Origin of the sequence: Pseudovibrio sp. Ad13, from assembly GCF_001623225.1 — a bacterium.
GTDB lineage: Bacteria > Pseudomonadota > Alphaproteobacteria > Rhizobiales > Stappiaceae > Pseudovibrio.
In genome coordinates, this window is sequence record NZ_LMCC01000015.1 from 416,133 (window position 1) to 440,282 (window position 24,150).

At 52.8% G+C, this 24,150-nt stretch carries 23 protein-coding genes; 8 read left to right on the top strand and 15 right to left on the bottom strand.

Annotated elements, in window-relative coordinates:
- Positions 1-71 precede the first annotated feature (71 nt).
- From PsAD13_RS19130 to PsAD13_RS19150, 5 genes are read left to right on the top strand one after another with little or no spacing between them, the layout of a single operon-like run.
- Positions 72-1,220, top strand: coding sequence for an ABC transporter ATP-binding protein (locus tag PsAD13_RS19130; RefSeq protein ID WP_063319161.1), 1,149 nt, complete (start codon positions 72-74; stop codon positions 1,218-1,220).
- A gap of 8 nt (positions 1,221-1,228) precedes the next feature.
- Complete coding sequence (locus PsAD13_RS19135) at positions 1,229-2,185, top strand: ABC transporter permease subunit (protein ID WP_208986805.1); 957 nt, start codon at positions 1,229-1,231, stop codon at positions 2,183-2,185.
- Complete coding sequence (locus tag PsAD13_RS19140; protein ID WP_063305225.1) at positions 2,182-3,000, top strand: ABC transporter permease; 819 nt, start codon at positions 2,182-2,184, stop codon at positions 2,998-3,000. The genes PsAD13_RS19135 and PsAD13_RS19140 overlap by 4 nt, the downstream gene beginning before the upstream one ends.
- 14 nt (positions 3,001-3,014) lie before the next feature.
- Entirely contained in the window at positions 3,015-4,001 is a 987-nt protein-coding gene (speB, locus tag PsAD13_RS19145; RefSeq protein ID WP_063319162.1) for an agmatinase, read from the top strand.
- A gap of 34 nt (positions 4,002-4,035) precedes the next feature.
- The gene (locus PsAD13_RS19150) at positions 4,036-5,433 is read left to right on the top strand and encodes a glutamine synthetase family protein (RefSeq protein ID WP_063319163.1); all 1,398 of its coding nucleotides are present in this window, start codon (positions 4,036-4,038) and stop codon (positions 5,431-5,433) included.
- Positions 5,434-5,446: 13 nt separating this feature from the next.
- On the opposite strand, the gene PsAD13_RS19155 is transcribed toward PsAD13_RS19150, so the two are convergent.
- From PsAD13_RS19155 to PsAD13_RS19170, 4 genes are read right to left on the bottom strand one after another with little or no spacing between them, the layout of a single operon-like run.
- Positions 5,447-6,217 carry an SDR family NAD(P)-dependent oxidoreductase gene (locus PsAD13_RS19155; RefSeq protein WP_063319164.1) on the bottom strand — a complete coding sequence of 257 codons (771 nt, stop codon included), beginning with the start codon at positions 6,215-6,217 and terminating at the stop codon, positions 5,447-5,449.
- Complete coding sequence (locus tag PsAD13_RS19160; RefSeq protein ID WP_063319165.1) at positions 6,217-7,155, bottom strand: SDR family oxidoreductase; 939 nt, start codon at positions 7,153-7,155, stop codon at positions 6,217-6,219. The genes PsAD13_RS19155 and PsAD13_RS19160 overlap by 1 nt, the downstream gene beginning before the upstream one ends.
- Positions 7,152-8,072 carry a bile acid:sodium symporter family protein gene (locus PsAD13_RS19165; protein WP_063289287.1) on the bottom strand — a complete coding sequence of 307 codons (921 nt, stop codon included), beginning with the start codon at positions 8,070-8,072 and terminating at the stop codon, positions 7,152-7,154. Before PsAD13_RS19165 ends, PsAD13_RS19160 begins: the two co-directional genes overlap by 4 nt.
- Positions 8,069-9,385, bottom strand: coding sequence for an NAD(P)-binding domain-containing protein (locus tag PsAD13_RS19170; RefSeq protein ID WP_063319166.1), 1,317 nt, complete (start codon positions 9,383-9,385; stop codon positions 8,069-8,071). The genes PsAD13_RS19165 and PsAD13_RS19170 overlap by 4 nt, the downstream gene beginning before the upstream one ends.
- 65 nt (positions 9,386-9,450) lie before the next feature.
- Between PsAD13_RS19170 and PsAD13_RS19175 the strand changes: the two genes are divergently transcribed.
- Positions 9,451-10,125, top strand: coding sequence for a TetR/AcrR family transcriptional regulator (locus PsAD13_RS19175; RefSeq protein ID WP_063319167.1), 675 nt, complete (start codon positions 9,451-9,453; stop codon positions 10,123-10,125).
- A 31-nt stretch (positions 10,126-10,156) separates the two neighbouring features.
- On the opposite strand, the gene PsAD13_RS19180 is transcribed toward PsAD13_RS19175, so the two are convergent.
- From PsAD13_RS19180 to PsAD13_RS19225, 10 genes are all read right to left on the bottom strand, one after another.
- Positions 10,157-10,441 (bottom strand): TfoX/Sxy family protein, encoded by a 285-nt coding sequence (locus tag PsAD13_RS19180; RefSeq protein WP_063319168.1) that lies wholly within the window; start codon positions 10,439-10,441, stop codon positions 10,157-10,159.
- Between the two features lie 29 nt (positions 10,442-10,470).
- A complete protein-coding gene (locus PsAD13_RS19185; RefSeq protein WP_063319169.1) occupies positions 10,471-11,253 on the bottom strand; it encodes an enoyl-CoA hydratase family protein in 783 nt (260 codons plus the stop codon).
- Positions 11,250-12,389, bottom strand: coding sequence for an acyl-CoA dehydrogenase family protein (locus PsAD13_RS19190; RefSeq protein WP_063319170.1), 1,140 nt, complete (start codon positions 12,387-12,389; stop codon positions 11,250-11,252). The genes PsAD13_RS19185 and PsAD13_RS19190 overlap by 4 nt, the downstream gene beginning before the upstream one ends.
- A gap of 9 nt (positions 12,390-12,398) precedes the next feature.
- Positions 12,399-13,595 carry an acyl-CoA dehydrogenase family protein gene (locus PsAD13_RS19195; protein WP_063319171.1) on the bottom strand — a complete coding sequence of 399 codons (1,197 nt, stop codon included), beginning with the start codon at positions 13,593-13,595 and terminating at the stop codon, positions 12,399-12,401.
- Between the two features lie 189 nt (positions 13,596-13,784).
- Positions 13,785-14,594, bottom strand: a complete 810-nt coding sequence (locus PsAD13_RS19200) for an IclR family transcriptional regulator (RefSeq protein WP_063319172.1) — start codon at positions 14,592-14,594, stop codon at positions 13,785-13,787.
- A 107-nt stretch (positions 14,595-14,701) separates the two neighbouring features.
- Positions 14,702-15,397, bottom strand: a complete 696-nt coding sequence (locus PsAD13_RS19205; protein ID WP_063319200.1) for an ABC transporter ATP-binding protein — start codon at positions 15,395-15,397, stop codon at positions 14,702-14,704.
- Positions 15,398-15,417: 20 nt separating this feature from the next.
- Positions 15,418-16,188, bottom strand: coding sequence for an ABC transporter ATP-binding protein (locus tag PsAD13_RS19210; protein WP_063319173.1), 771 nt, complete (start codon positions 16,186-16,188; stop codon positions 15,418-15,420).
- On the bottom strand, positions 16,185-17,462 hold the full coding sequence (locus tag PsAD13_RS19215) for a branched-chain amino acid ABC transporter permease (protein WP_063319174.1): 1,278 nt from the start codon (positions 17,460-17,462) through the stop codon (positions 16,185-16,187). The genes PsAD13_RS19210 and PsAD13_RS19215 overlap by 4 nt, the downstream gene beginning before the upstream one ends.
- Positions 17,459-18,391 carry a branched-chain amino acid ABC transporter permease gene (locus PsAD13_RS19220; protein WP_063305240.1) on the bottom strand — a complete coding sequence of 311 codons (933 nt, stop codon included), beginning with the start codon at positions 18,389-18,391 and terminating at the stop codon, positions 17,459-17,461. Before PsAD13_RS19220 ends, PsAD13_RS19215 begins: the two co-directional genes overlap by 4 nt.
- 70 nt (positions 18,392-18,461) lie before the next feature.
- Positions 18,462-19,694, bottom strand: a complete 1,233-nt coding sequence (locus PsAD13_RS19225) for a branched-chain amino acid ABC transporter substrate-binding protein (RefSeq protein ID WP_063319201.1) — start codon at positions 19,692-19,694, stop codon at positions 18,462-18,464.
- A gap of 307 nt (positions 19,695-20,001) precedes the next feature.
- Here PsAD13_RS19225 and PsAD13_RS19230 point away from each other — a divergent pair, with 307 nt between their 5' ends.
- Together PsAD13_RS19230 and sctV are read left to right on the top strand one after the other, a co-directional pair.
- Positions 20,002-20,460 carry a type III secretion system chaperone gene (locus PsAD13_RS19230; protein WP_063319175.1) on the top strand — a complete coding sequence of 153 codons (459 nt, stop codon included), beginning with the start codon at positions 20,002-20,004 and terminating at the stop codon, positions 20,458-20,460.
- 149 nt (positions 20,461-20,609) lie between these two features.
- On the top strand, positions 20,610-22,748 hold the full coding sequence (sctV, locus tag PsAD13_RS19235; protein WP_057464013.1) for a type III secretion system export apparatus subunit SctV: 2,139 nt from the start codon (positions 20,610-20,612) through the stop codon (positions 22,746-22,748).
- A gap of 106 nt (positions 22,749-22,854) precedes the next feature.
- On the opposite strand, the gene PsAD13_RS19240 is transcribed toward sctV, so the two are convergent.
- Positions 22,855-23,646 carry a hypothetical protein gene (locus tag PsAD13_RS19240; protein ID WP_063319176.1) on the bottom strand — a complete coding sequence of 264 codons (792 nt, stop codon included), beginning with the start codon at positions 23,644-23,646 and terminating at the stop codon, positions 22,855-22,857.
- Positions 23,647-24,150: the final 504 nt, after the last annotated feature.

Here is a 24,150-nt window from a genome sequence, read left to right on the forward strand (position 1 = left end):
ACTCAAGTTGTCCGCGCGCCTTCCATGTTTCTTTGGAAGCAGGACAACAACAGAGGGTGGAGCGGGCCACGATGGAAACTCTGGTAAACACTCAGCCAGTCTGCAAATTCGCACCTTGGGAGGATCCAACTCAGGAACCTTTGGTGCGCTTTGAAAACGTCACGAAGAAATTTGGCGACTTCACTGCCATTGAGGACTTAACGCTCAACATCTATGAGCGCGAGTTCTTCGCCCTTCTCGGCCCGTCCGGCTGCGGTAAGACAACTATGATGCGCATGCTGGCAGGCTTTGAATATCCCACCGCTGGCAACATCATGCTTGGACAGAGCAACCTGCAGAAAGCACCACCACACAAGCGGCCCGTCAACATGATGTTCCAGTCCTACGCCCTCTTCCCGCATATGACAGTGGAACAGAACATCGGCTTCGGCCTCAAACAGGAAAAGACCGCAAAGGCCGAGATCCGGAGACGTGTTGAAGAAATGCTGTCGCTGGTTCAGTTGGAACCTTTTGCCAAACGCAAACCACACCAGCTTTCGGGTGGTCAAAAGCAGCGCGTTGCTCTTGCTCGTTCCCTCGCCAAGAAGCCTAAACTCCTGCTCCTTGACGAACCGCTCGGTGCGTTAGACAGGAAGTTGCGCGAGCAAACCCAGTTTGAATTGATGAACATTCAGGAGCAGCTCGGCCTCACCTTTGTCATCGTCACTCATGATCAAGAAGAGGCTATGACAGTCGCGAGCCGCATCGCCGTGATGGACCACGGCAAAATCGTTCAGGTCGCGACACCCGCTGAAATCTACGAGTATCCAAACTCCCGCTATTCTGCTGACTTCCTTGGCGATGTTAACATCATTGAAGGCCAGATAGATGTCACCACTGGCGAAACTGCAAGCTTGGCGTGGGCTGAAGGTGAAACACCTTTGGCAATCTCAACCAAGCTCCGTCCTCAAGCAGGAACGACCGCCTGGCTCGCAGTTCGCCCTGAAAAACTCCGCATCTCTAAAGACAAGCCAGCAAACGCTGACAACTGCATTAAGGGCGAAGTCTGGGACATCGGCTACACTGGCAACATCTCAACTTATCACGTCAAAGCCTCAAATGGCTCCATTTTGAAAGCACAGGTCTCCAACAGAGAACATCTCGCCGACCGCCCAATCACATGGGAGGACACCGTCTATGTCTATTGGGAGAAAGGCGCTGGCGTCTTTCTGGAAACGTGAGGTGAGCGATGGCAGTTGCAGATATCACCTCCCCCTCAGAAGAAATACAGGAGACATCCAGTCCGAGTTCAGGCTGGGGACGCAGACTGCTCATAGCGATCCCGTATATCTGGTTGCTGATCTTCTTCCTCGCGCCCTTCGTCATTGTACTGAAGATCTCCTTGTCCGATGTCATACTGGCGCGCCCGCCATACTTTCCAAACTTCGACATATCAGAGGGTTGGCAAGGTCTGCTCGCCATGCTTCAGGCGTTTGACCTGGAAAACTATGTCTGGCTAACGGAAGATACACTCTACCTGAACTCATATCTAAGCAGTCTCAGGATCGCATCCATCTCAACGCTACTCACTTTGGCAATCGGCTATCCTATCGCCTATGCCATGGCCAAAGCCCCGAAAGAGTGGCGTGCAACTCTCCTGATGCTGGTGATCCTGCCCTTCTGGACCAGCTTTCTCATCCGCGTATATGCATGGATCGGCATTCTCAAAAAAGAAGGCTTCCTCAACTACTTCCTGCTCTGGACCGGCATCATTGACGAACCCTTGATGATCCTGAACACCGACACTGCCATCTACATTGGCATCGTTTATTCCTACCTGCCTTTCATGGTCTTGCCACTCTACGCAGTTCTGGAAAAGCTAGATATCTCATTGCTGGAAGCTGCAACAGATCTGGGGTGTTCACCTCTCAAAGCCTTTTGGGTCATTACTCTACCGCTGTCATTATCAGGAGTTTGGGCAGGCTGTTTCCTCGTCTTTATCCCTGCTGTCGGTGAGTTTGTCATTCCAGACATTCTGGGCGGGTCCAGCACTATCATGATCGGCAAAACGCTCTGGGTGGAGTTCTTCTCCAACAGAGACTGGCCAGTCGCATCCGCCGTCGCAATTCTACTGCTGCTTATGTTGATCCTACCCATCATCCTGTTCCAGAAACAGCAGGAAAAACAAGCGGAGGCCAGCCAATGACCCGCTTCAACTGGTTCAACACAACAACGCTCACACTCGGCTTTGCATTCCTCTACCTGCCGATCATCCTGCTGATGATCTACTCTTTCAACGAATCCAGACTGGTCACCGTTTGGGCTGGTTTCTCCACCAAGTGGTATCAATCAGTCTTCTTCAATGAGAGTTTCATCAATGCCGCATGGGTCACACTCCGTGTTGGCTTCATCTCTGCATCTGTCGCGACTGTGCTCGGCACCATGGCCGCACTTGTTCTCAATCGCGCTGGACCATTCCACGGCAAAACGCTCTTCACAGGTATGATCTACGCACCAATGGTCATGCCAGAGGTCATCACGGGCCTGTCACTGCTCCTGCTGTTCGTCTCACTGGATTTCACCCGAGGCTTCTGGACAGTTACACTGGCACATATAACCTTCTCCATGTGCTACGCCGCCGTCGTCGTCTCTGCCCGTCTGGTGACGTTCGAACGTAGTCTGGAAGAAGCTGCCCTTGATCTGGGGTGCACCCGTTTTTCCGCCTTCATGCAGGTGACACTGCCCATCATCTTTCCCGCAATTTTGGCAGCATGGCTGCTGGCCTTCACGCTTTCTCTGGATGATCTGGTCATTGCCTCCTTTGCTTCAGGTCCTGGCGCTACCACCCTGCCCATGAAGATCTATTCTCAGGTCCGCGTTGGCGTTTCACCAGAAATCAATGCCCTGTCATCCATTCTCATCGCTGTTGTTGCCGTTGGCGTGGTCACCGCTTCGCTGGTCACAAAACAGGCACAGGTCAAGCGCATGAAAGAAGAACGACTGGCGATAAGCTCAATCTGATCGAGGAAGTATACGTGTCTGATACGAAACACCCATCCTCGCTGGATGAATACTCAAAAGGCGATCTGGCCTACACCCGCTCCACCCCTTATGGGACCATAGCCGAATCCAGCTATGCCGGAGCGCTCAGTTTTATGCGCCGTAAATTCACCAAGGACCTTAAGGGGATAGATGTCGCGGTCTGTGGCATCCCCTTTGACACGTCCGTCAGCAACAGGCCGGGGTGTCGCTTCGGCCCAAGAGCAATCAGGCAAGCTTCCTCCATATTGGCCTGGGACCACGCATGGGGCTGGTCCTTTGACCCGTTCGACCGCCTTGCTGTTGTCGACTACGGCGATTTCATCTTCGATCCCGGCTACCCCATGAGCGTACCGGAAGAACTGGAACAGCAGGCCTCAGCCGTTCTGGACGCAGGCACGGCAACACTCATGCTGGGTGGAGATCATTTCTGCACCTATCCCATGCTCAAAGCGCACGCAAAAAAACACGGACCACTCTCCCTCATCCAGTTTGATGCACACAGCGACACATGGACTGACAACTCCAGCCGTATTGACCATGGCACCATGTTCTACAGAGCGGTAAAAGATGGTCTCATCAACCCGCAGACATCGATACAAGTTGGTATCAGAACCAACAATGAGAACACACAGGGGCTGACCACAATTACGGCAGACTGGGTCCGTAATAATGGAGCACAGGCCACGATTGAACGCATCCATAAGGTGACAGGCAAAAATGCCAGCTACATCAGCTTCGACATCGATTGCCTCGATCCAGCCTTTGCACCGGGAACAGGAACACCGGTTATTGGCGGTCTGAACACCGGAGAGACACGAGAGATCCTGCGCGGGCTTGCTGGAACAAACCTGAAAGGCATGGACCTTGTAGAAGTCGCACCAGCCTACGACCATGCAGAGATCACAGCACTGGCCGGTGCCACATTAGCCTTGGATTTACTTTGCATCTATGCCAGCCAGTTCAATCAGAACACCCGATAAAACAACACATCAGATCACGACCAGAAGAGTTCGCATGCCAACCCTGACAGCAGTACAGCCGCAATTGGAACAGTTTCGAATTGAAGCCGATGCCTTTTTGAAACAATATCCCGACCTCGAAAAGATCGAGGTCCTTTATGCTGGCTTTTGTGGCCCGCTCAGAGGCAAATGGTTGCCAGCAGAAATGCTGGATAAACTGGCCGAAGGTGGTGTTCGTTTGCCCTTGTCCACCGTCGCACTGGACGTGTGGGGCGTTGATGTGCCGGCAACAGGCCTTGCCATTGAGCGCGGAGACCCGGATGGCATATGCATCCCAGTTCCAGGAACGCTGAAGCGCGTGCCATGGGCCAAAGTGCCGACCGCGCAAGTGCTCGTCACTCTTTTCGAGATTAAGGACCAGAAGCCAACCCCACTGGATCCAAGATATGTTCTTGAAACCGTTGAGAAGAAGTTCCAGAACAAGGGCCTGACACCTGTTGTCGCTACAGAGCTGGAGTTCTACTTCGTCGACATGGAATCTGGTCCAGCTGGCTTACCACTACCTCCCTACATTCCCGGCACCAACCAGCGTCTCAAAGCCTCACAGATCTATGATCTGGACATCATGGCTCAATTCGAACCGATCCTCATGGAGATCAACCAAGCCTGCAAAATTCAGGATATCCCTGCAGACACCACCACCTCCGAGTTTGGTCACGGACAGTTTGAGATCAACTTGCTTCACGTGCCAAGCGCAGTGGAAGCTGCGGATCATTGCCTGCTGTTCAAGCGCGTTGTACGCCATATTGCCCGCAAACACGGCATGGATGTCACGTTCATGTCAAAACCCTACGCAGAAGAGACTGGCAGCGGTTTCCACGTCCACACCAGTCTGCTGGATACAGAAGGCAACAACATCTTCAGCGGCAGCACAGAGGAAGCAAACCCGGCCTTGCGCAACGCCGTAGGGGGCCTGCTGGACACTATGCTGGACATGCAAATTCTGTTTGCTCCACACGCCAATTCCTACCGCCGCCTCCAGCCGGGCTCTTATGCCCCAATCACCTGTTGCTGGGGGTATGACCACCGCGCTGCAGCTATCCGAGTGCCAGCCACACATGGCAAAGGCGCAAGGCTGGAGCATCGCGTTTCCGGCGCTGATGCCAACCCATATCTGGTTGTCTCAGCGATCCTTGAAGGCATTCATCACGGGCTTGAAAACCAAAGCGATCCCGGCATTCCAATCCCCCTGGAAGCGGACCTCACCCAATACGGTCACCTGACAGGAAACTGGGAGACAGCGATCCAAACATGGGCGCAAAGCAAAACGGCTGAACAGATGAGCTCAACAGAGTTTCATCGCCTGTACGGCATCAGCCGGAAAGCTGAATACGACGTGTTTGCAACCACCATTACCGGTTTTGAATGCCAGACCTACGCCAAAAAAGTCTGACAATTCATCAAGACTAGGAAGGCTCCTTGATGTTGCGCTCCATCAGCAATTGATAGGCTTTGGGTGACAACCGGTTGAGCCACCACGCCAGACTGGCAACGCGGCCAACCGGTTTCATCTCCGTCTTACGCTCATACGCCTTGTAGATGATGTCCGCCGCCCGCTCCGCGCTCATATAATCAACGCCATCTGTTGACGATCCCGGACGGGCCAAACCGTTCTCTTGCGTCTCCGACCGTCCAACATTGGTTGCCACAAACGAAGGCGCTGCAATCAATGTATGAACGCCATAAGACTTCTCTTCAGACCGCAACGACCCAAAAAAACCCTCCAGCGCATGCTTGCTAGCCGCATAAGCTGTCCGTTTAATCAGTGGCGAGAATCCAGCAACTGACGAGATCGCCAAATGACATCCACTGGAGGCCCGCACCGCTTTCAAAAATGCCCGCGCCGTATGCACCGCTCCGAAGTAATTCACATCCAGCACTTTGCGATGCGCTGTCAGGTCCATGTCCGCAAACAATCCGATATGCGTAATGCCTGCATTGTAAACCACCAGATCAATGCTGTTGTGCCGAGTTAAAACCTGCTGAGCAACCTGCTCAACCGCACCCCCATCCGTTAAATCGCAAGCATAAATGCTCTGTCGCTCATTTTGTGGCAGCTCCTCCAGTACCGGACCGGACAAATCCAGAAGAACCGTATGCCAGCGCTCGCGCTGCAACCGGGTTGCAAGTGCCTGCCCTAAGCCACCAGCACCGCCTGTAATAACCGCTGTTTTCATCAAAGCCCCACAGATGCTCGCCAGTGTTCAAACACTTCTGCGCTTGTTTTTTCCGGTGTGTAGCCAAACACTGATTTCAGCCTTTCATTGGCCAGCACAGGACGGTACTGCAAAAACCGAACCTGCTCCGGTCCATACCGGGAAAGCCGCAGTGGTTTCGCCACACCTAAAACAAATTTCAACAACCAGGACGGCAACTTGAGAACAGGCTTATTGAGCATTTGCCCCAACCGCTGCATCGACAACGCTCCATCACCCGCCACGTTGTAAATCCCCTCAGGAGCCTCTGTCGCAGCAAGGAACAGAATACGCGCAAGATCTTCCGTCCAGATAAACACAAACGCGCTGTCCGATCCGGCGACCCCAAGCAGCCTCGGCTTATGGAACAACGCGGTAATCTGATTGTTCATGCCCGTTCCAAGAACCGTCCCAACCCGCAACACAACCTGCTCCAGTTGCGGTGCCTCCGCACGTGCACGAGCCAAAGCAGCTTCAACCAGACGCTTATGGTAGGAGTACGCGAATTCTTTATTGCCGCGAATATGATCATCCTCATGCAATGGCACAGGATTGTCTGCATGATACCCATAAGCTGCCCCGGATGATGTAACGACAAGACGCTTCACACCTGCTTTGATCGCAGCATCAATCACCGACTGAGTGCCAACAACATCAACCAGATACTCAATATCCCGTGTAGAACCCGCAGAGGGTGTGACGATGGAAGCCAGATGCACAATCACATCAGGCCGCTCTTCCTCAATCAGTGCTGACACCCTGTCTGTAGTCACATCCAGCGTTTTGAAACGGGCATTTGCTGGGAGATCACTCGGCTCACCAATATCAGTCGCAATAACCTCCAGCTCCGTGCCCGCCAATTGCCGTAAGAATGCTTGTCCGACACCTCCGGCAGCACCAGTAATAAGAAGCTTGGTCATGACGTCGCCTCCGCGGGAAGCTTGACTGCTTTGCGCGCCATAAAACTGGCAAGCACCAGCCCGCTGATCGCATGCCAAATCCCCCAGGCAGCCGCCACAACAGACATACCGCCAAGCCCACCGAAAAAGCCGAAGATCAACACAAGCCCCAGGCCAGAATTCTGGATGCCAGTTTCAATCGTAATGGCCCGCCGGTCATAAGCAGACACACCAGCAACGCTCGCCAGAGTATACCCTGCCGCCAAAGCCAGCCCATTATGGACAATCACGAGAGATGCCACAGCACCCACATAGGCAAGAAAAAACGACCAGTTGGCAAACAGCGCGATGAAGATGAAACCGATGAAAATCCCCATGGACGCCATGCGCAGTGGCTGCCGGATTTTAGCAGCCAGCTGTGGTTTGATACGGTTGAGCATGATGCCAAGGAACAATGGCAACACCAACATGAAGCAAACAGTAATTGCAACTGACAGCCTATCGATATGCGTCTCTTGCAATATCGCGCGCGTCGGGCCGTAAAGACTACCCCAAAATGCGATATTAAAGGGTGTCGCAACGATTGCTCCCACCGTGGCAAAAGCCGTCATGGAAACCGACAGCGCTGCATTACCTCCTGCACGATGAGTGATGAAGTTTGAGATGTTTCCACCCGGACACGCTGCCACCAGAATAAGCCCCAAAGCAATCGAAGGTCGGGGCTGAACGATCAGAACAAGCAGAAATGTGAGGCTCGGCAAGACCAGAAATTGAGAGCACAGCCCAATCACCACAGGCTTTGGCGACAGTGTCAATCGCTTAAAATCCGCAGGACACAGGTCCAGCGCGATTGAGAACATCACAACACCCAAAATACCGTTGAGCAAGGTCAGCGAACCAGAACTGAAGTTGAGAACAACAAGGTCAATGTCACTCATGCCATTTCCCTCTTCAACGCCTGTGTGCGCTTGTTCAGTGCAGAGCGATAACTCTGTTTGTCCACGTAGTAAGCCATCCGCGCCAGCTTGAGGTAATTCATCCCCCCGGTCTCACGCTCAAATCCCTTGGCTTTCTCAGCTTTGATTGCCTCAGCTGTCGTACTTCCGTCCCTGAGGCCTCTCAGATAACGCGCAACCAGTTCTGCTTGATCATGACGCCCCTGCCAGCCCAGACCGGTTGCCTCAATCATGCCCATTACAAACAGATCATTCCGTTCTGGATGCATGCAGTTCAAAAATAGATGCGGCGCTTCGCCCTGCCAGTTCAAAAGCTCTTTGTCGATAAAGGGATAATGCAGTTTATAGCCAGTCGCGGTGACGATGAGATCATACTCAGCCTCTTCACCATCACGAAACCGAACCGTATGCCCATCCAGTTCCTTGATGTCGGCCCGAATACCAACATCCCCGTGACCGGCATGATAGAGAATAAGCGAGTTCACCACCGGATGGCTCTCATAAAGCTCGTAGTCTGGTTTGGGAAACCCATAGGCCTGCGGATCACCAACAAACCATTTCAGCAATGTTTGATCCACTCGCCGCTTCAGCCAGAGCGGCAACTTCACCGCCCCACCCATCGTGTCTGCCGGTTTCCCGAAAACATACTTGGGAACAAAGTAATAGCCGCGACGCATAGATATGTCGCACTGTACCCCATGATGGATCGCATCCACCGCTATGTCGCAGCCTGAATTGCCCGCCCCGACAATCAGCACCCGCTTACCAGCAAACTGCCGCGCACTCTTGTAGTGGCACGAATGAATGAGGTCGCCAGAAAACTCTCCCGCAAACTCTGGCATATTGGGTTCAGAAAGCGTGCCATTGGCGATCAGCACTCCGGCAAACTCAGCTGAATGATCTCCGTCCTGATCTCTCCAGCTGACCGTCCATCCCTCACCATCACCTCCCAACGGCGCGATGCAGGTCACTTCTGCTCCAAAACGATAGTGCCGCTTCAAATCGAACTTTTCGGCAAACTCCTGAAAGTAGGTCTTCAGTTCGCGGTGACCGGGATACTCAGCAATGTGATCATCCATCGGAAAATCTGTAAACTCGGTCATTTTCTTGGATGAGATCAGATGCGCGGACTCGTACATGGTCGACTTAGGCCCATCAATATCCCAAAGCCCGCCCACATCGCTGTGTAACTCAAAACCCTGAAAATCTATTCCCTGCTCAATAAGTGTCTTGGCCGTGGCGAGCCCCATCGGCCCTGCCCCAATTAAGGCATAGCTCTCCTTTGAAATATTCACTGTTCGTCCCCCCTAAGAACTACAATTAGATTGAACAGTCGTACAAAATAAGGCAAGCTCTTTTTATGATTAAGAAGATTTCGCAGGAAAAACAAAGACAAAGAGCCCCTTCAAAAAGCTCTCTGGAAACGCGGCAGAAGATTCTCGACGCAGCAGAACACCTGTTTGCCTTTCGCAGTTATGACGCTGCGTCCATAAGAGATATCGCACAAAAAGCAGGGGTAAAACTCGGCCTCGTAAACCACCACTTCGGCACGAAGGAAGACCTGTTCTTTAAAACAGTCGAACGCCGCGCCGAAGAACTCGCCCGTCTCCGCCTTGATGCACTGGAACAGCTGAAAGCGTCAGAACAAGTCATCACCCTGAAAGGCATTCTGGAGAGTTTCTTCTACCCTTATCTGGACAAGGCAGAAAACAGCGGCCCCGGCTGGCTTGCCTACGCACGTCTGGTCGCAATGGTCTCTGCAGAAGAACGCTGGAGCGTAATCTCACAAGCTTGCTTTGACCCAACAGCAAAAGTATTTCTTTCAGAAATCGCCAAGCTTTACCCCACTGCCGACCTTAGGAAAGTCTCCGCAACCTTCGTCTTTTCCATCTCTTCACAAATCGCTCTGTGCACCTCAGCCTGGCGTGTTGATGCAATGGCAGAAGAGGATCACACCTCCGGCATTGCTGAAATGAAAACATTGCTCGTAGCCTATGCCACCGCCGGCATCCATAACGCCCTGTCTGGACCTTGATGATATCCGTTCAAGGCTCCTTCAAAGCAGATCAATCAGCCTGCGCAACTCGGGCCTTCAGTTCTTTCTTGTCTTCAGCTGAAAGATCCCGCCAGTCACAATCTCTCAGGCATGCCTCCATGGCATAAAGCGCGAGGATGGAGACACCCCGACCAAACCGAAATTTCAGCCGTTGATAAGCTTGCACAGCTCCAAGCTCACGCAGATCATCTTCACTGCAAACATCAACCTCAGACAGCATATATTCGGTCTTCGGACCCAGGTTTCTCAATTGACTGATCGACTTGCTCAAAATGCACCATTCCAGACGTTTCACTCGGGCTTCACCTGATTAAGGCGCTGCACCTAAGCATAATTTGGAGATCGTCGTTCCAGAAACGCACTGATCCCTTCCTGCGCTTCATCATGTCCCAGCGCCTCTGCCATTTTATCCCGCTCCAGATCCATCTGCTCCTCAAAGCTGTTGTGATCAGCAGCAGATACCAACCGCTTGATCGCCCCCTGTGCGCTTGTTGGACCTTGCGCTATACGATCCGCTATCAGGTGCGCTTCTGCCAAAGCAGGCTTATCACTAAGCACATTAACCACCCCCAGCTGGTAGAGCCGTTTAGCCGAAACAGGCTGTCCCAGCAAACACATCTCTAAGACCAGCTGACGGGGAATAAGCCGGGACAATGAAGCGGTAGCCCCTCCATCCGGCACCAGTCCAACCTTCACATAAGCCAGCGTAAACTGAGACTGCCGCTCTGCTACCAGGAAGTCACAAGCCAGAGCCAAAGACACACCGGCCCCGGCAGCCCCTCCATCAACCGCCGCAATCACCGGTTTTGCACAGTCTCTTACTTTTCGAACCAGATTATGGAGTTTTTCAATATTATTTTTTTGCTCAAGAACCGTCATCTCGCGGCGCTTAACCAACGTATTCAAATCGCCGCCCGCACAGAAATAACCGCCTTCTCCCATCAGGATAACGCTACGGATCTCTTTTTCCTGATTGGCGAGATCCAACGCCTGCGAAAGCCCGTCGTAGTATTCCGGCGAAAGCGCGTTGCGACGAGAAGAGTTGCAGTTCATGACGATCAGACGATCCGCCTTGCGCTCAACGCTGACAAGAGAAGCACGCTTCATGACATTGCCTCTCGCGCAGATTCCCTCTGCATAGCTCCAACAAAACGCTCCAAATGGTAGTCTACATCGCCAAGTTGATGATCGATCATCATCAAACGCTTGGCATAATGTCCCAGAGCATACTCCTCGGTCATCCCGATACCGCCATGCAACTGAATGGTTTCTTCGCAAACCAGTTGCGCCACACGGCCAATCAAATTCTTAGTTGCACTCACATGCTTATCTCGCTGGAAAGGTTCAGCAGAAAGGTGCCCCGCCACATTGATCAGCGCAGAGCGAGCCTGTTCGATCTCAATCAAGACCGTCGACATCCGATGCTGAAGCGCCTGAAACTTGCCCAACGCACGGCCAAACTGCGTCCGCACGCGCAGATACTCAACCGTCAGATCCTTCGCCGCTTCCATCGCCCCAACGGCCTCGGCACACAGCGCAGTCACACCTGCAGCGCGTGCAGATTCCAATGCAGGCAAAACCGCCTCTGGCGCACCCAAACACGCAGAAGCAGGCACAACTACATTCACCAGAGCAATATCGCTGGCGTGGTAGCCGTCCAGATTGGGATAGGAGTACCGCTCCACGCCTGAGGCGTCGGCATCTATCATGAACAGTTGCAGCCCGTCGGCACCACGAGCGCTCACAATCAGCTTGTCCGCACTTGGCCCACCAATCACCACCGACTTTGTACCGTTGAGCCGATAGCCACCCCCAAACCGCTCTGCAGTTGTCTCTACAACATCCAGATCATAACGCGACTGAGGCTCTTCCAATGCGGGAACGATCTTGAGCTTCCCGTCAATCACATCCCCGATCAGCGCTTTCTGCTCCTCAGTCCCAAGCTCGCTCAACAACCACCCAGCCATAACGCCAGAGGCCATCAAAGGCTCCACGCAGGCAAACCGACCCAACTCCTCAAACACAACCGCAATATCAAAGCCACTGCCTCCAAAGCCCCCATACTCTTCTGCAAACAGCGCCCCAATCACACCCAGCTCAGCAAAATCATTCCAGATTTTCTCCGAAAAACCCTGCGCGTGCCCAACAGAGTTAGCTCGTTGCGAGGCATCGTAGTTATCTGAAAGGTAGCGATGCAGAGTGTCCTGAAGCATCCGTCGTTCGTCACTATGATTGAAATCCATGGAACGCTCCTAAAGGCCGAGAATAGCTTTACTGATGATGTTGCGCTGGATCTCATTGGACCCACCGAAGATAGAAAGCTTCCGGTTGTTGAAGTAACCCGGGCTCGCTGCGGCGGCATATTCCGGCCCAACACCCTGCACGTTCGCACCACTATCCAGCGCCTCCGACACAAACGGCATAGCGTAACGCCCAACCGCTCGCCTTGTCAGATCATTGATCGCCTGTCGGATCTCCGTGCCCTTGATCTTCAGCATGGAACTCTCCGCTCCCGGCGCCTGCCCTGCCGCCGCTTTGGCGATCATGCGCAGGTTCGTTGTCGCCATCGCCATCAGATCAATCTCAATCTGCGCAACCCTTCCGGCAAAATACGGGTTCTCCAGCAGTGGCTTGCCACCAGACATCTGCTTGGCACAAATCTCCTTCAAATGAACAAGAGCCGCCGTCGAAAAGCCAATGCCTGCGATATTGGTACGCTCATGGGTCAGCAGATACTTGGCATAGGTCCAGCCCTTGTTCTCCTCTCCAACAAGGTTGGCAACCGGCACCTTCACATCCTCAAAAAACACCTCATTCACTTCCTGCCCACCATCAATTAGTGTAATGGGCCGAACAGTGACACCCGGTGTCTTCATATCAATCAAGAGAAACGAAATACCTTCCTGAGGCTTCACGTCCTGGTCCGTACGCACAAGACAGAAGATCCAGTCCGCATGTTGACCCAGTGTAGTCCAGGTTTTCTGACCGTTGACAACATAATGGTCCCCATCCCGCACAGCACGGGTCTTCAGGGAGGCGAGATCAGAACCCGCCTGCGGCTCAGAATAGCCCTGACACCACCAGTCCGTGCCATCCAAAATCCGCGGCAATAAGTGATCTTTCTGCGCCTGACTGCCAAACTTCAAAAGCACTGGCGCCAGCATGGAAAGCCCGAAAGGGATCGTCCGCGGCGCATGGGCAAGGCACAGCTCTTCTTCAAAGATGTGCCGGTAGACTGCATTCCAACCAGTCCCACCATGCTCCACCGGCCAGTTGTTCGCCAGCCATCCCTGCTTGTTCAGCGTGGCATGCCACTCTTCATGATCCGTTTTGGAAAGGCGCTTTCCCAATCTGACCTTTTCCGAGAGCGTCTGCGAAAGGTTCTTGTTTAAAAACGACCGCACCTCATCACGAAATGCCAACTCTTCAGCTGAATAATCCAAGTCCATATGCCGCCCTCCCTGCTTCACTGGACATAACTGTCGGGAGGATCCAGAACACACGGCTCAACTCATCCCCATCATGAGATCAGAGTATCGCGCATCCAGATTATTTCAATATGTAATTCATAATTCCAATATGCAGAATTCAAAGCAAGCAGCGATCACGATAATAAGAGCTTTCCGCTCGCTACAAGCTTAGCCGCGATTGACCAGAACCGAGGGCAAGCCCAGCGCCCGTTCCAGCTCTTTCACGCGGTCCCGCAGTTTCGGCCCAACTTCATTTTGCATGCGATCATAGCTCAGCATGTCTGGAGTCGCCCCGCAGCTGATCGCAACCGGTTCGCCAAAATCATGAGACCGGAAACCGGTTGAGACCGCATTGATGTTCTCAGCATAACGCTTATCTTCATCAACAATCACAAAGCCTTGGGCCAACAGCTGAGAGTACCCTGCAGCCCTTGCGCTCTCCAGTGTCTCAACAGAAATGCTCTCATCCCGCCCCTGTACACGTTCGCAAACCTGAGCAAACTCATGGTCCGTTACGCTGGCCAGATAAGCAAGCCCGGAGGATGACCCAGTGACCGGAATGCGGTGCCCTACTTCCAACCAGATGGCAGGAGCGCCTTGCGGGCGCCACGTCTTGGTCAGCAGCATCTTGTTTTCATCAAGCACTGCCAGCAAAGCCAATGTACCTGTCTCATCAGCAAGCTGCTGCATCATCGGGTTTGCCGCTTCAATGAAGGAAACAGAGGCACTGGCAATATTGCCCAGCGCCAGTGCAGCAGGGCCAAACCGATACCGATCATGACGACGCGCATGGCTGAGATAACCAAGCTGCTGAAGGGTGAAGGTCAAACGGGAAACAGTGGATTTGGGAATGCCAGTACGCTGAGAGATTTCCTGGTTGCCAAGCCCGTCATCAGAAGCCCGGAACGCCCGTAACACCTGCAGCCCTCGCGCCAGCGTTGTCGCAAACCGCCGGTCTTTTTCTTCATGTCCGCTCAACGCTAAAACCCCACCCCGATCATGTACATCCCTTGCCTAACACACATCATCCAACTCAAAGAACACCAGCAAGGTATCCTGCAGCACTTCTCCAAGAAAAACACCGCTCAAACTTCCAGCCATTCCCGCCGGATATCATCCCGCGCTCGAAACTCCTCTGGTGTCCCGTGATAAACAATCTCCCCATGCCCCATCACGTAAACCTGTTGGGCAATCTTCAGCGCAATGGAAAGCTTCTGCTCCACCAGCAAGATGGAAACACCGACTCGTGCAATCTCCGCGATCAGCTCCCCAACCTGCGTCACAATCTTGGGTGCAAGCCCTTCGGTCGGTTCATCAATGATGATCAGATCAGGATCTCCCATCAGCGTCCGGCAGATCGTGAGCATCTGCTTTTCGCCGCCAGAAAGTACGCCAGCTGCCGTATCAGCGCGTGATTTGAGGTTTGGGAACATATCGAGCATCTGCTCAATGCTCCACCTGCCCGGTTTGCGCATGTCCTTAATACCAAGAAGTAGATTGTCCCGCACACTCATCAGGGGGAAAACATCCCGGTTCTCTGGCACATATCCAAGCCCCTTGCACGCAATGCTATGGCTCGGCAGGCCGGAGATAGTCTCACCCTTGAACCAGATATCTCCTTTCGGTGCCACCTCGCCCATAATCGCCTTAGCTGTGGTGGAACGCCCAACACCATTGCGTCCCAGCAGCGCCGTCACACTACCCTTGGGCACATCCATACTCACACCACGCAGCACATGGCTCTTGCCATAAAACGCATGTAGGTCTCGGACCTTCAGCATTTCACCTCCAGCAGTTCCACTCATGCGCTCATCTCCGCAAATTCTGTCTCATCCCCAAGATAAGCCTCTCGCACCCGTGCATTGCCGCGAATTTCCTCTGGCGTCCCTGTTGCGATGATCTCGCCATAAACAAGCACCGAAATTCGGTCAGAAAGCCCAAACACAACCCCCATGTCATGCTCCACGATCAAGAGCGTCTTTCCTTCCGTTGCCATCTCGATGAGTTTGATCGCCCTGTCAGTTTCTGAGTGGCTCATGCCAGCCGTCGGCTCATCCAGCAAAATCACATCTGCCCCGCCTGCAATGGTAATGGCAATCTCCAGTGTCCGTTGGTCCGCATAGGTCAGCAGCACAGCAGGCACATCCGCCTTGTCCGTCAGCCCCACCTTCTCCAGCACTTCAGCAGTCTTCCGCTGAACCTCCTTCAGGTTACCAATGTTCCGCCAAAAGCTGTGCCCATATCCAAGCGACCACAACACCCCGCAGCGCACATTCTCACGAACCGACATATTGGTAAAAATGTTGGAGACCTGAAAACTCCGAGACAACCCTAGCCGGTTGATCTGATGAGGCTTAAGACCAGCGATCTGCTGTCCACCCAGACTGATCTGCCCCGAACTTGGTGGAAACAGACCAGAGATAAGGTTGAACAAGGTGGACTTGCCAGCCCCATTGGGGCCGATGATCGCGTGCCGCTCACCCCGGGCAATCTCCAGCGAAACCCCTTCGATGATCTTCGCCGGACCAAAATTTTTGCGAAGGTCCGTCAGCTGTAAGGCTGGAGCGCTCATGAGCCGACACCTCCCTGTCTGGAAAGCACTTTGAGCGAGCCCATGCCAACACCAGCAAGTATCAAACCAACTACCCACGGCATCATCTGGTCAGGCGCCAGATGGAAGCCAAACGGTTCAAAAGCCTCCCCAAATCCATTGGAATGTCGCACTGCCAACTCAACCAGCACAATAACACCAGCTGCAGCCATCAGGGCCGAAGTCGCAAACACCCCAGCCCGCAACACCCCCTGACCACTCAAAGAATGTTTTAAGGCTGCAGTCCCGCTCAGCAACAGCCCTGCAAGACCACCCGGTGCAAACAGGATCATCCCGATAAACAGCAGTCCCAGATAAAGCAGCCACGCCTCTGAATAATCTGAGAGGTTGGACTGCATATAAGTCAGCACCACAGCTCCAAGAATAGGCCCTGCAAAGTACCGCGCCCCGCCAATGAACGCCATCAGCAGCACCAGACCTGACGGCACCACGCTCAGGCTTTCCGGCGTAAATATCTCATAGTTCACCGCAGACATGCCGCCCGCCAGCCCAGCAAAACCGCCAGCGGCGATGAACACCAAATAACGTACACGGTTGGGGTTATAACCCACAAACTGCACCCGCTCTGGATTATCCCGCACCGCCTGCGCCATCTTGCCAAGCGGTGTTCTGGTGAAGGCATACATCAGCGCGGTGCCTAAAAAGGTCCAGAACGCAATGAACCAGTACACTTCGCCCAGCGGCCCAAGAGACAAGCCGAACAGCTCAACACCATTCATACGATCGCCAGTGATACCTTCCTCGCCACCGAAGACGCTGATGAACATGAACCCGGCAGCTGCAACAAGCTCTGCAATGCCAAGCGAGATCATGGCAAACGGCACACCCGCCCGCCGGCAGGACGGCCAGCCAACCACTGCGCCCGCCAGCGCTCCTCCCGCAAACCCCACCAGTGGCAGGGCAAACATGGGAAAGGCTGCCCAGACACCGCCATCATAACTGGCGTTCTCAATCGCATTCATCCCGTGCATAGCCGCATAACCACCAAGGCCAAAGTAGACGGCGTGACCAAAGGAAAGCATCCCCGCCTGCCCAAGCAACATGTTGTAGGACAGAGCAAAAACCATATTGATGCCAATCGCGTTGAACAGCGATAGCCACGTTCTGGACGGCTCAAACAGCGGAATGCTCAACAGGATCAGAGCAAGCAGCAACAGCGGCAGAACCCGCGTCGCAAATTTGTAGCGCGAACTCGGAGCCAGATCCGGCACCCGGTCAAGACTGTAGTCGGTCAAAACTCACGCTCCCCCATCAAACCACGCGGACGCAGCATCAACATCAGTACCAAAAGAAGAAACGGCAACATGGGAGCCAAAGACGCAATTGTAATACGCCCGATATCGCCATCAGCGCTCAATCCGGCAAACGAAAAGATCTCAGCAAAACTGCTATCGATTGAGATGGCAAATGTCTGAAGAAAGCCAATCAGCAAACTGGCGATAAACGCCCCTTCCAGGCTGCCCATACCGCCGACCACAACAACCACAAAAACAATCGGTCCGATTGAAAACGCCATGGATGGCTCGGTCACCAGATAGTTGCCGCCAATCACCCCGGCGAGACCCGCCAGCGCACAGCCCGCAGCAAACACCAGCATAAAGATCCGCGGCACATTATGCCCCAGATGAGACACCATATGCGGATGTGTCAGCGACGCCTGAATGATCAGCCCGATCCGCGTTCGCTTCAACAGGTACCAAAGCCCCGCCAGCATCGCGATGGACACAGCCAACATGAAAATGCGATACGCCGGATACTGAGAACCGAACAGTTCGAAGAGCGAATAATTGAGCTCCGGCGGAATCTCATAGGCAACAGCAAACTTGCCCCAGATGATCTTCACCAGCTCCTCAATCACATAAGCCAGCCCAAACGTGAACAGCAACTCAGCCACATGCCCCCTGGCATGCACTTTGCGCAGGCCCCACTTTTCAACGCAGGCCCCCGCCGCTCCAACGCAAATCGGCGCCAGAAATAACGCAAACCAGAAACCGGTGTGCTGGCCAAGGGTAAATGCAAAATAGGCACCCAGCATGTAAAAGCTGGCATGAGCCATATTGAGAACGCCCATCATACTGAAAATCAACGTCAATCCGCTGGACAGCATAAAGAGCAACAAGCCATAGATCAGCCCGTTAAGCAGAGCAAAAACAACCGTCTCCATAACATCCCTCAAGAGAAAAGAGCACGCTCAAGCCCAATTGCCCGAGCATGCCATTGTTCAAGTAAGATCGTTAGGAAGGGCGACGCATCCTGCACGTCGTCGGAGTTTCAGTCGCCGCTGCCGGAATGGTAATATCTGTCTTGAACCCGTAACCGGTATTCTCCACATCACGGGCAACACCCTCAGAAAACGTAGAGATATAAAGCGGCTGCATCAGCTGGTGATCATCCGCCCGCATGGTCACCTCTCCATACGGCGTCTCATAAGTCATGCCTTCCAGCTCAGCTGCAACCTTGGGCACATCCACTGACCCAACCGCATCAACGGCGTTATCAAGCATGTTCATCAAGGTGAAAACCCGCTCATAATAGTAATCGAGATTGTTGGTTTTCTCAAAATCATCCACACGAGCCATCTGCTTTTCAGAGGCCTCGATGTTCTCATGGAACTCAGTGATCTGCTTCACCAACCCAACAGCGCTCTTCCCCATCGCCGTCGGAGCCCCAAGACCACCGCCATAGAACGTCAGATACGGCACTGTATGACCGGACGCATTAGCCGCTTTCACCAGCAACGTCATGTCTGTTCCCCAGTTTCCCGTAAACACAACATCCGCTTTCGCGCTCATCATTTTCTGCACGTAGGGCGTGAAATCTTTAACCTTGCCAATAGGATGAAGCTCTGCTCCAACAATCTTGATGTCCGGACGTTTCTCCTCAATCATGGACTTTGCAGCTGCTGTAAACGCTCGCCCGTAAGAATAATCCTGCGCCAGAATATAAGCAGACTTGATGTCTTTCTGATCCCGCAGCCAATCAGTCAGACCCGCCATTTTCATATCCACATGCGCATCAAACCGGAAATGCCAGTAATTGCATTTCTTGTTGGTCAGCGCCGGATCAACCGCTGCATAGTTGAGGAAAAGAACCTCTTCTCCCGGATTACGCTTATTGTGCTTGGCTATCGCATCGGTCAAAGCATTCGCAACGCTCGACCCGTTCCCCTGTGCGATAAAGCGGACGCCCTGATCAATCGCCTTCTGCAGTTGAACAAGGCTCTCTTTCGGATTAATTTTATTATCAAAAGCAACCACTTCAACCTGCATGCCACCCATACCACCAGCGGCATTAATTTCTTCAGCCGCATAGCGGAAGTGCTTCACCCCAGCATCACCCGTACTCCCAAACGGACCTGATAGCGGATCAATGTATCCGATCTTGATAACTTCAGCTTCCGCAGAGAGAACACCGCCGGAAAGCAGAAGTGCAACCAGACTAGTTTTCAATAAAACACCTTTAGACAAAACAACCCCTCCCCCAAAAAGATTTTTCATTATAATTTTATTAAGGTAATGAGATATTCATCAGACTATATTGTCAAGCAATAAGTAAAACCCAATTCCGCATAGTGACTTAAGCAATTTCACAGTTCAAAGCAGAGCCGAGTCATCTGTTTGAAAACTTCATCATAAGTCGTCGCCAATAAACATTGCATGCAGCCTGCAAATTTCTTCTTCAGATGATTGTAGTTTGTATCAAACAGCACAACACACTCTCGAGACCGGCCCTACAGAATATCCCAGATAAATCAGTAGAGTTAGGGACAACTGAATGGGCAACTTCAAAATCATTCACGACTTGATGGTTGAAGCCGGACCGCTTCTGGAAGCCTTGGAGATATCAGAGTACGCAGAAGCCAAAACCTGGACTGTTCTACTGGAAGATTTCCTGATCATCCTGGAAAGTGATGAAGACAATAATATCCTTCATATCTCCACCATTTTAGGGAGCCCTGCACCAGAAGCCCGAAGGGATACATATCTTAACGCCCTACGCTACTCAGGGGAACAACAGGCGGAAAACAATTACCGTGTTGGCCTTGTTGAGAAGGACGGCGATCTCGCATTGATCAAAACCGAGTACACCAACAATCTGGATAGAAACAAACTCTACACCACGCTCAAAGACTTCTTGAGCGAAGCCGGCAAACTCAATCTCATGATTGAGACCACACCCGGACCGCAGATCTCCCTGACCGAAAACACCGGCGAAATCATTTTACCCGCCTGATAAGCGTTTACGAACAAGGATAACTCCAAATCTTCTTTTAAATTTTTACTCAAGTGTTTGCTGCGGCACACCTGTGGCTTTTTCCAATTGTTAGAAGCGAAAGGTGAATTGGCCTGAAAGCAAGAGCAGGCTGAAATCAGGAGCAGGACGTGCAAAAAATCTTTCAAATGTTGTCAGGGAGAAATGATGTTCTCCTGGCATTTCTTTTGATCGCAATCGTATTCATGATGATCCTTCCGTTGCCGACGGTTCTCGTGGATACGCTCATTGCAATCAACCTGAGCCTTGCGGCGATCCTGCTGATGGCTGCGCTCTACCTGAAAGATGTTGTAGCCCTCTCGGCCTTTCCCTCTATCTTGCTTCTGACGACCCTCTTCCGCTTGTCTTTGTCCATCACGACGACCCGTCTGATCCTACTCAAAGCCGATGCCGGTGAAATCATCGACACCTTCGGCAACTTCGTGGTGCAGGGCAATCTGGTCGTCGGTATCGTTATCTTCCTGATCCTGACCATCGTAAACTTTCTGGTGATCACCAAGGGCTCTGAACGCGTGGCAGAAGTCTCCGCCCGTTTCTCCCTTGATGCGATGCCCGGCAAGCAGATGTCGATCGACTCCGACATGCGTGCTGGCCAGATCGAACTGGATGAAGCCAAGCGCCGCCGCACCAAGCTGGAAAAAGAAAGCCAGCTTTACGGTTCCATGGACGGCGCCATGAAGTTCGTGAAGGGCGATGCGATTGCGGGCCTGATCATCACCGCGGTTAACATCATCGGTGGCGTCATTATCGGCACCTCCCAGCATGGCATGAGCGCTGTTGATGCTCTGGATCGTTACACCATTTTGACCATCGGTGATGGTCTGGTTGCTCAGATCCCGGCTCTGTTCATCTCCATCACAGCTGGGTTCATGGTCACCCGTGTAAGCACCGAGGATTCCAGCGACCTTGGATCTGACATCGCCAAACAGTTGAACAGTGAACCAAGGGCCCTCATGATTGCAGCGACAATCATGGTTGGCTTCGCGCTTATTCCTGGCTTCCCAACGTTCATCTTCTTGCTCCTTGCTGCAATCTTCGGCTCTGTTTCTTTCTTCTCCATGCGAAAGACAAAATCTCAGTCCGCTAGAAAGGATTCACAGCAGCTCTCAGCCTTTGCGCCCGCCATAGCGCCTGAAGGCGAAGCTATGATGATGCCTGATGAGGACATGGCGACCGAAGTGGAAGCCGCTCAGGATCTGGCCATTACAATCACCGTTCCGCTCATTGTCGATATCTCGTCTTCAGTCAGGTCCACACTCAACCCGAAGAAGCTCGACAGAGAAGTCGCAAAAGTGCGCAAAGCGCTTTACTTCGATCTCGGCGTCCCCTTCCCCGGCATCAAATTGCGTCTCAATGAGAGCTTGCCAGAAGGCGAGTACCGTATCCTCGTCAACGAAGTCCCTGTTGCCCGTGGCGCAGCACGTTCCGGCTATTTCATTGCCCGAGAAACACCGCCAAACCTCGCTATGTTCAACATTCCTTACGAGGAAGGCGACAGCTTCCTGCCAAACACCCCGTCCTTCTGGGTGAACAACAGACACTTTGAACAAGCAACCCGCGCTGGCATTCAAACCCTGACACTGACTGGCATGCTCAGCCTGCATCTGGCTCATGTGCTCAAACAGCACGCCGCAGAGTTCCTCGGCATTCAGGAATGCATGTTCCTGCTCAAGCACATGGAAGGCGACTTTGACGAGCTGGTGCGCGAAGTAAACCGCGCCGTCCCTCTCATCTCGTTGGCCGATGTTCTCAAGCGTCTGGTGCGTGAGGACATCTCCATCCGTGATATGCGCACGATCCTGCAGGCCATCGTGGAATGGGGCCAGAAGGAAAAAGATCCGCTCATGTTGACGGAGCATATCCGCATGGCATTGAGCCGCTACATCACGCACAAATACTCTGCAGGTCAGCACATCATTCCGGCATATCTCATCGACAAGGACATCGAGGATGAAGTGCGCGGTGCCATCAGACAAACCAGCGGCGCCTCCTATCTGGCGCTTTCCCCGGATACACACCGCCAGCTCATCACCGTCATGCGCAGCGCCATTGGCGATAATCTGGCACACAACGGCATCGCTCCGGTCATTCTGGTCCCAATGGATATCCGCCGTTTCTTCAGAAAAGTAATCGAGCGCGACTATGCCGATCTGGCTGTGCTGTCCTTCCAGGAACTGGCGCCAAACGCCAACATCCAGCCATTAGAGAAAATCAGTTTACGCGGCAAGGTTGGCACCCTACCAGCCTGATCCCCGAATACCGCGTAAAATCTGCCCTTTGCCCGGGCAGTAAGGTGGAACCCGAATAACCATAATCAGAAGCCCCAACTTCGGGTCATCGGGTTCCACCTTGTTCTTAAAATGTTGGGAAGAAATCATCATCCTCGGTGATCTCTGCACCGTACTCCCCGTCATCAAACTGGAAATCCTTATAACCATCCTCTTTGGTCGCTCCAGCTTTTAGTCCCTCCTCCAGAACCTTAAAGGCGTCGTCAACCTTATTATCAGGATTTTTCCAGAATACGATCTGGCCAAAAATCATTGCTTCTGAGTAGGTCCCTAAAGACGTAAGCACTTTTGCTGCATCATCTTTGTTGAATGGTTTGCCATCTTCTTTAATCAAGGCAAGGTGCACGCCTTTTACCTTGGTGCCGTCTCGCACGGTAACACCGATGCAAGAACTGAAGCCGGTGAATTTGATTTCCCCTTCCCCGCATCCAACTTCTCGCTCAGCTATCGCCATGATATCCGCAGCCTCTTTCAAACTTCCATCTTCCGGCAGGATCAGATCTGGCTTGGAGGCATCACCATCAACGGCAGGAACATCTTCAGGCTTAGACGGCTCCTGAACTTCTGCTTCCACTTTTTCTTGAGCAGCTGTTTTTTCAGGCTCCGTAACGTCATCTTTAACCTGCCCGTGGACGTCATCGAGCTCTTTTTCCTCAGCCTTTTCCATGCTCTTAACGTGGTCCTGACCAACAGCTTCCACCTGGTCCTGAGAACCGGCTTTCAGCTCCGGCTGTTCATTGCCGTCTGGTTGATCACCAATCCCATCCGGCTCCTCATCAATAACCTGAGCTGGGATTTCCGGGTTAACACCAATGTGTTTCAAAACATCAGTCGCCCATTTTTCGTGCTCAACACCCATTCTCGTTCTCCGAAAAGTTACCCAGCAATTCTCGCGGGGACACTTTAAATTCACATGAAGGTGGAGCATCCATTTTTGTACTAATCCAACCCAAGTCTCAGCAACCCGCCATACAAACACCAATGGCACCGCATGGCCTTCCATGCAGTGGTGGAATTTAGGGTCCCGAGAAACGGGAGGGGCAAGGCGAGCAGGCAGTGCCTGCGCTAGGTATTAAATTAGTTTCTTCGGCATTGGCTGTCGCCTTGCCCGGGCGTTTTTGTATGAAACAAGGTCTCCACCGAAAGGCATTGGGAGCAGGTGCCTACCCATCATTGTAAGACCTCACAAAACACAAGGCTTTGCTTAGAATCTCACAGTCAGGGCAGTTGCTGTAAAGGACAGTTTGACTTGTCCCTGACAGCTGCAGCTGCCAGTGTAGACGCCCATCGGGTGACCAGCTTCCGCTTGGTCCCTGCACTAAAGACTTTCAAGGGGTGTTTCAACGGACCCGCCGGAGGATTT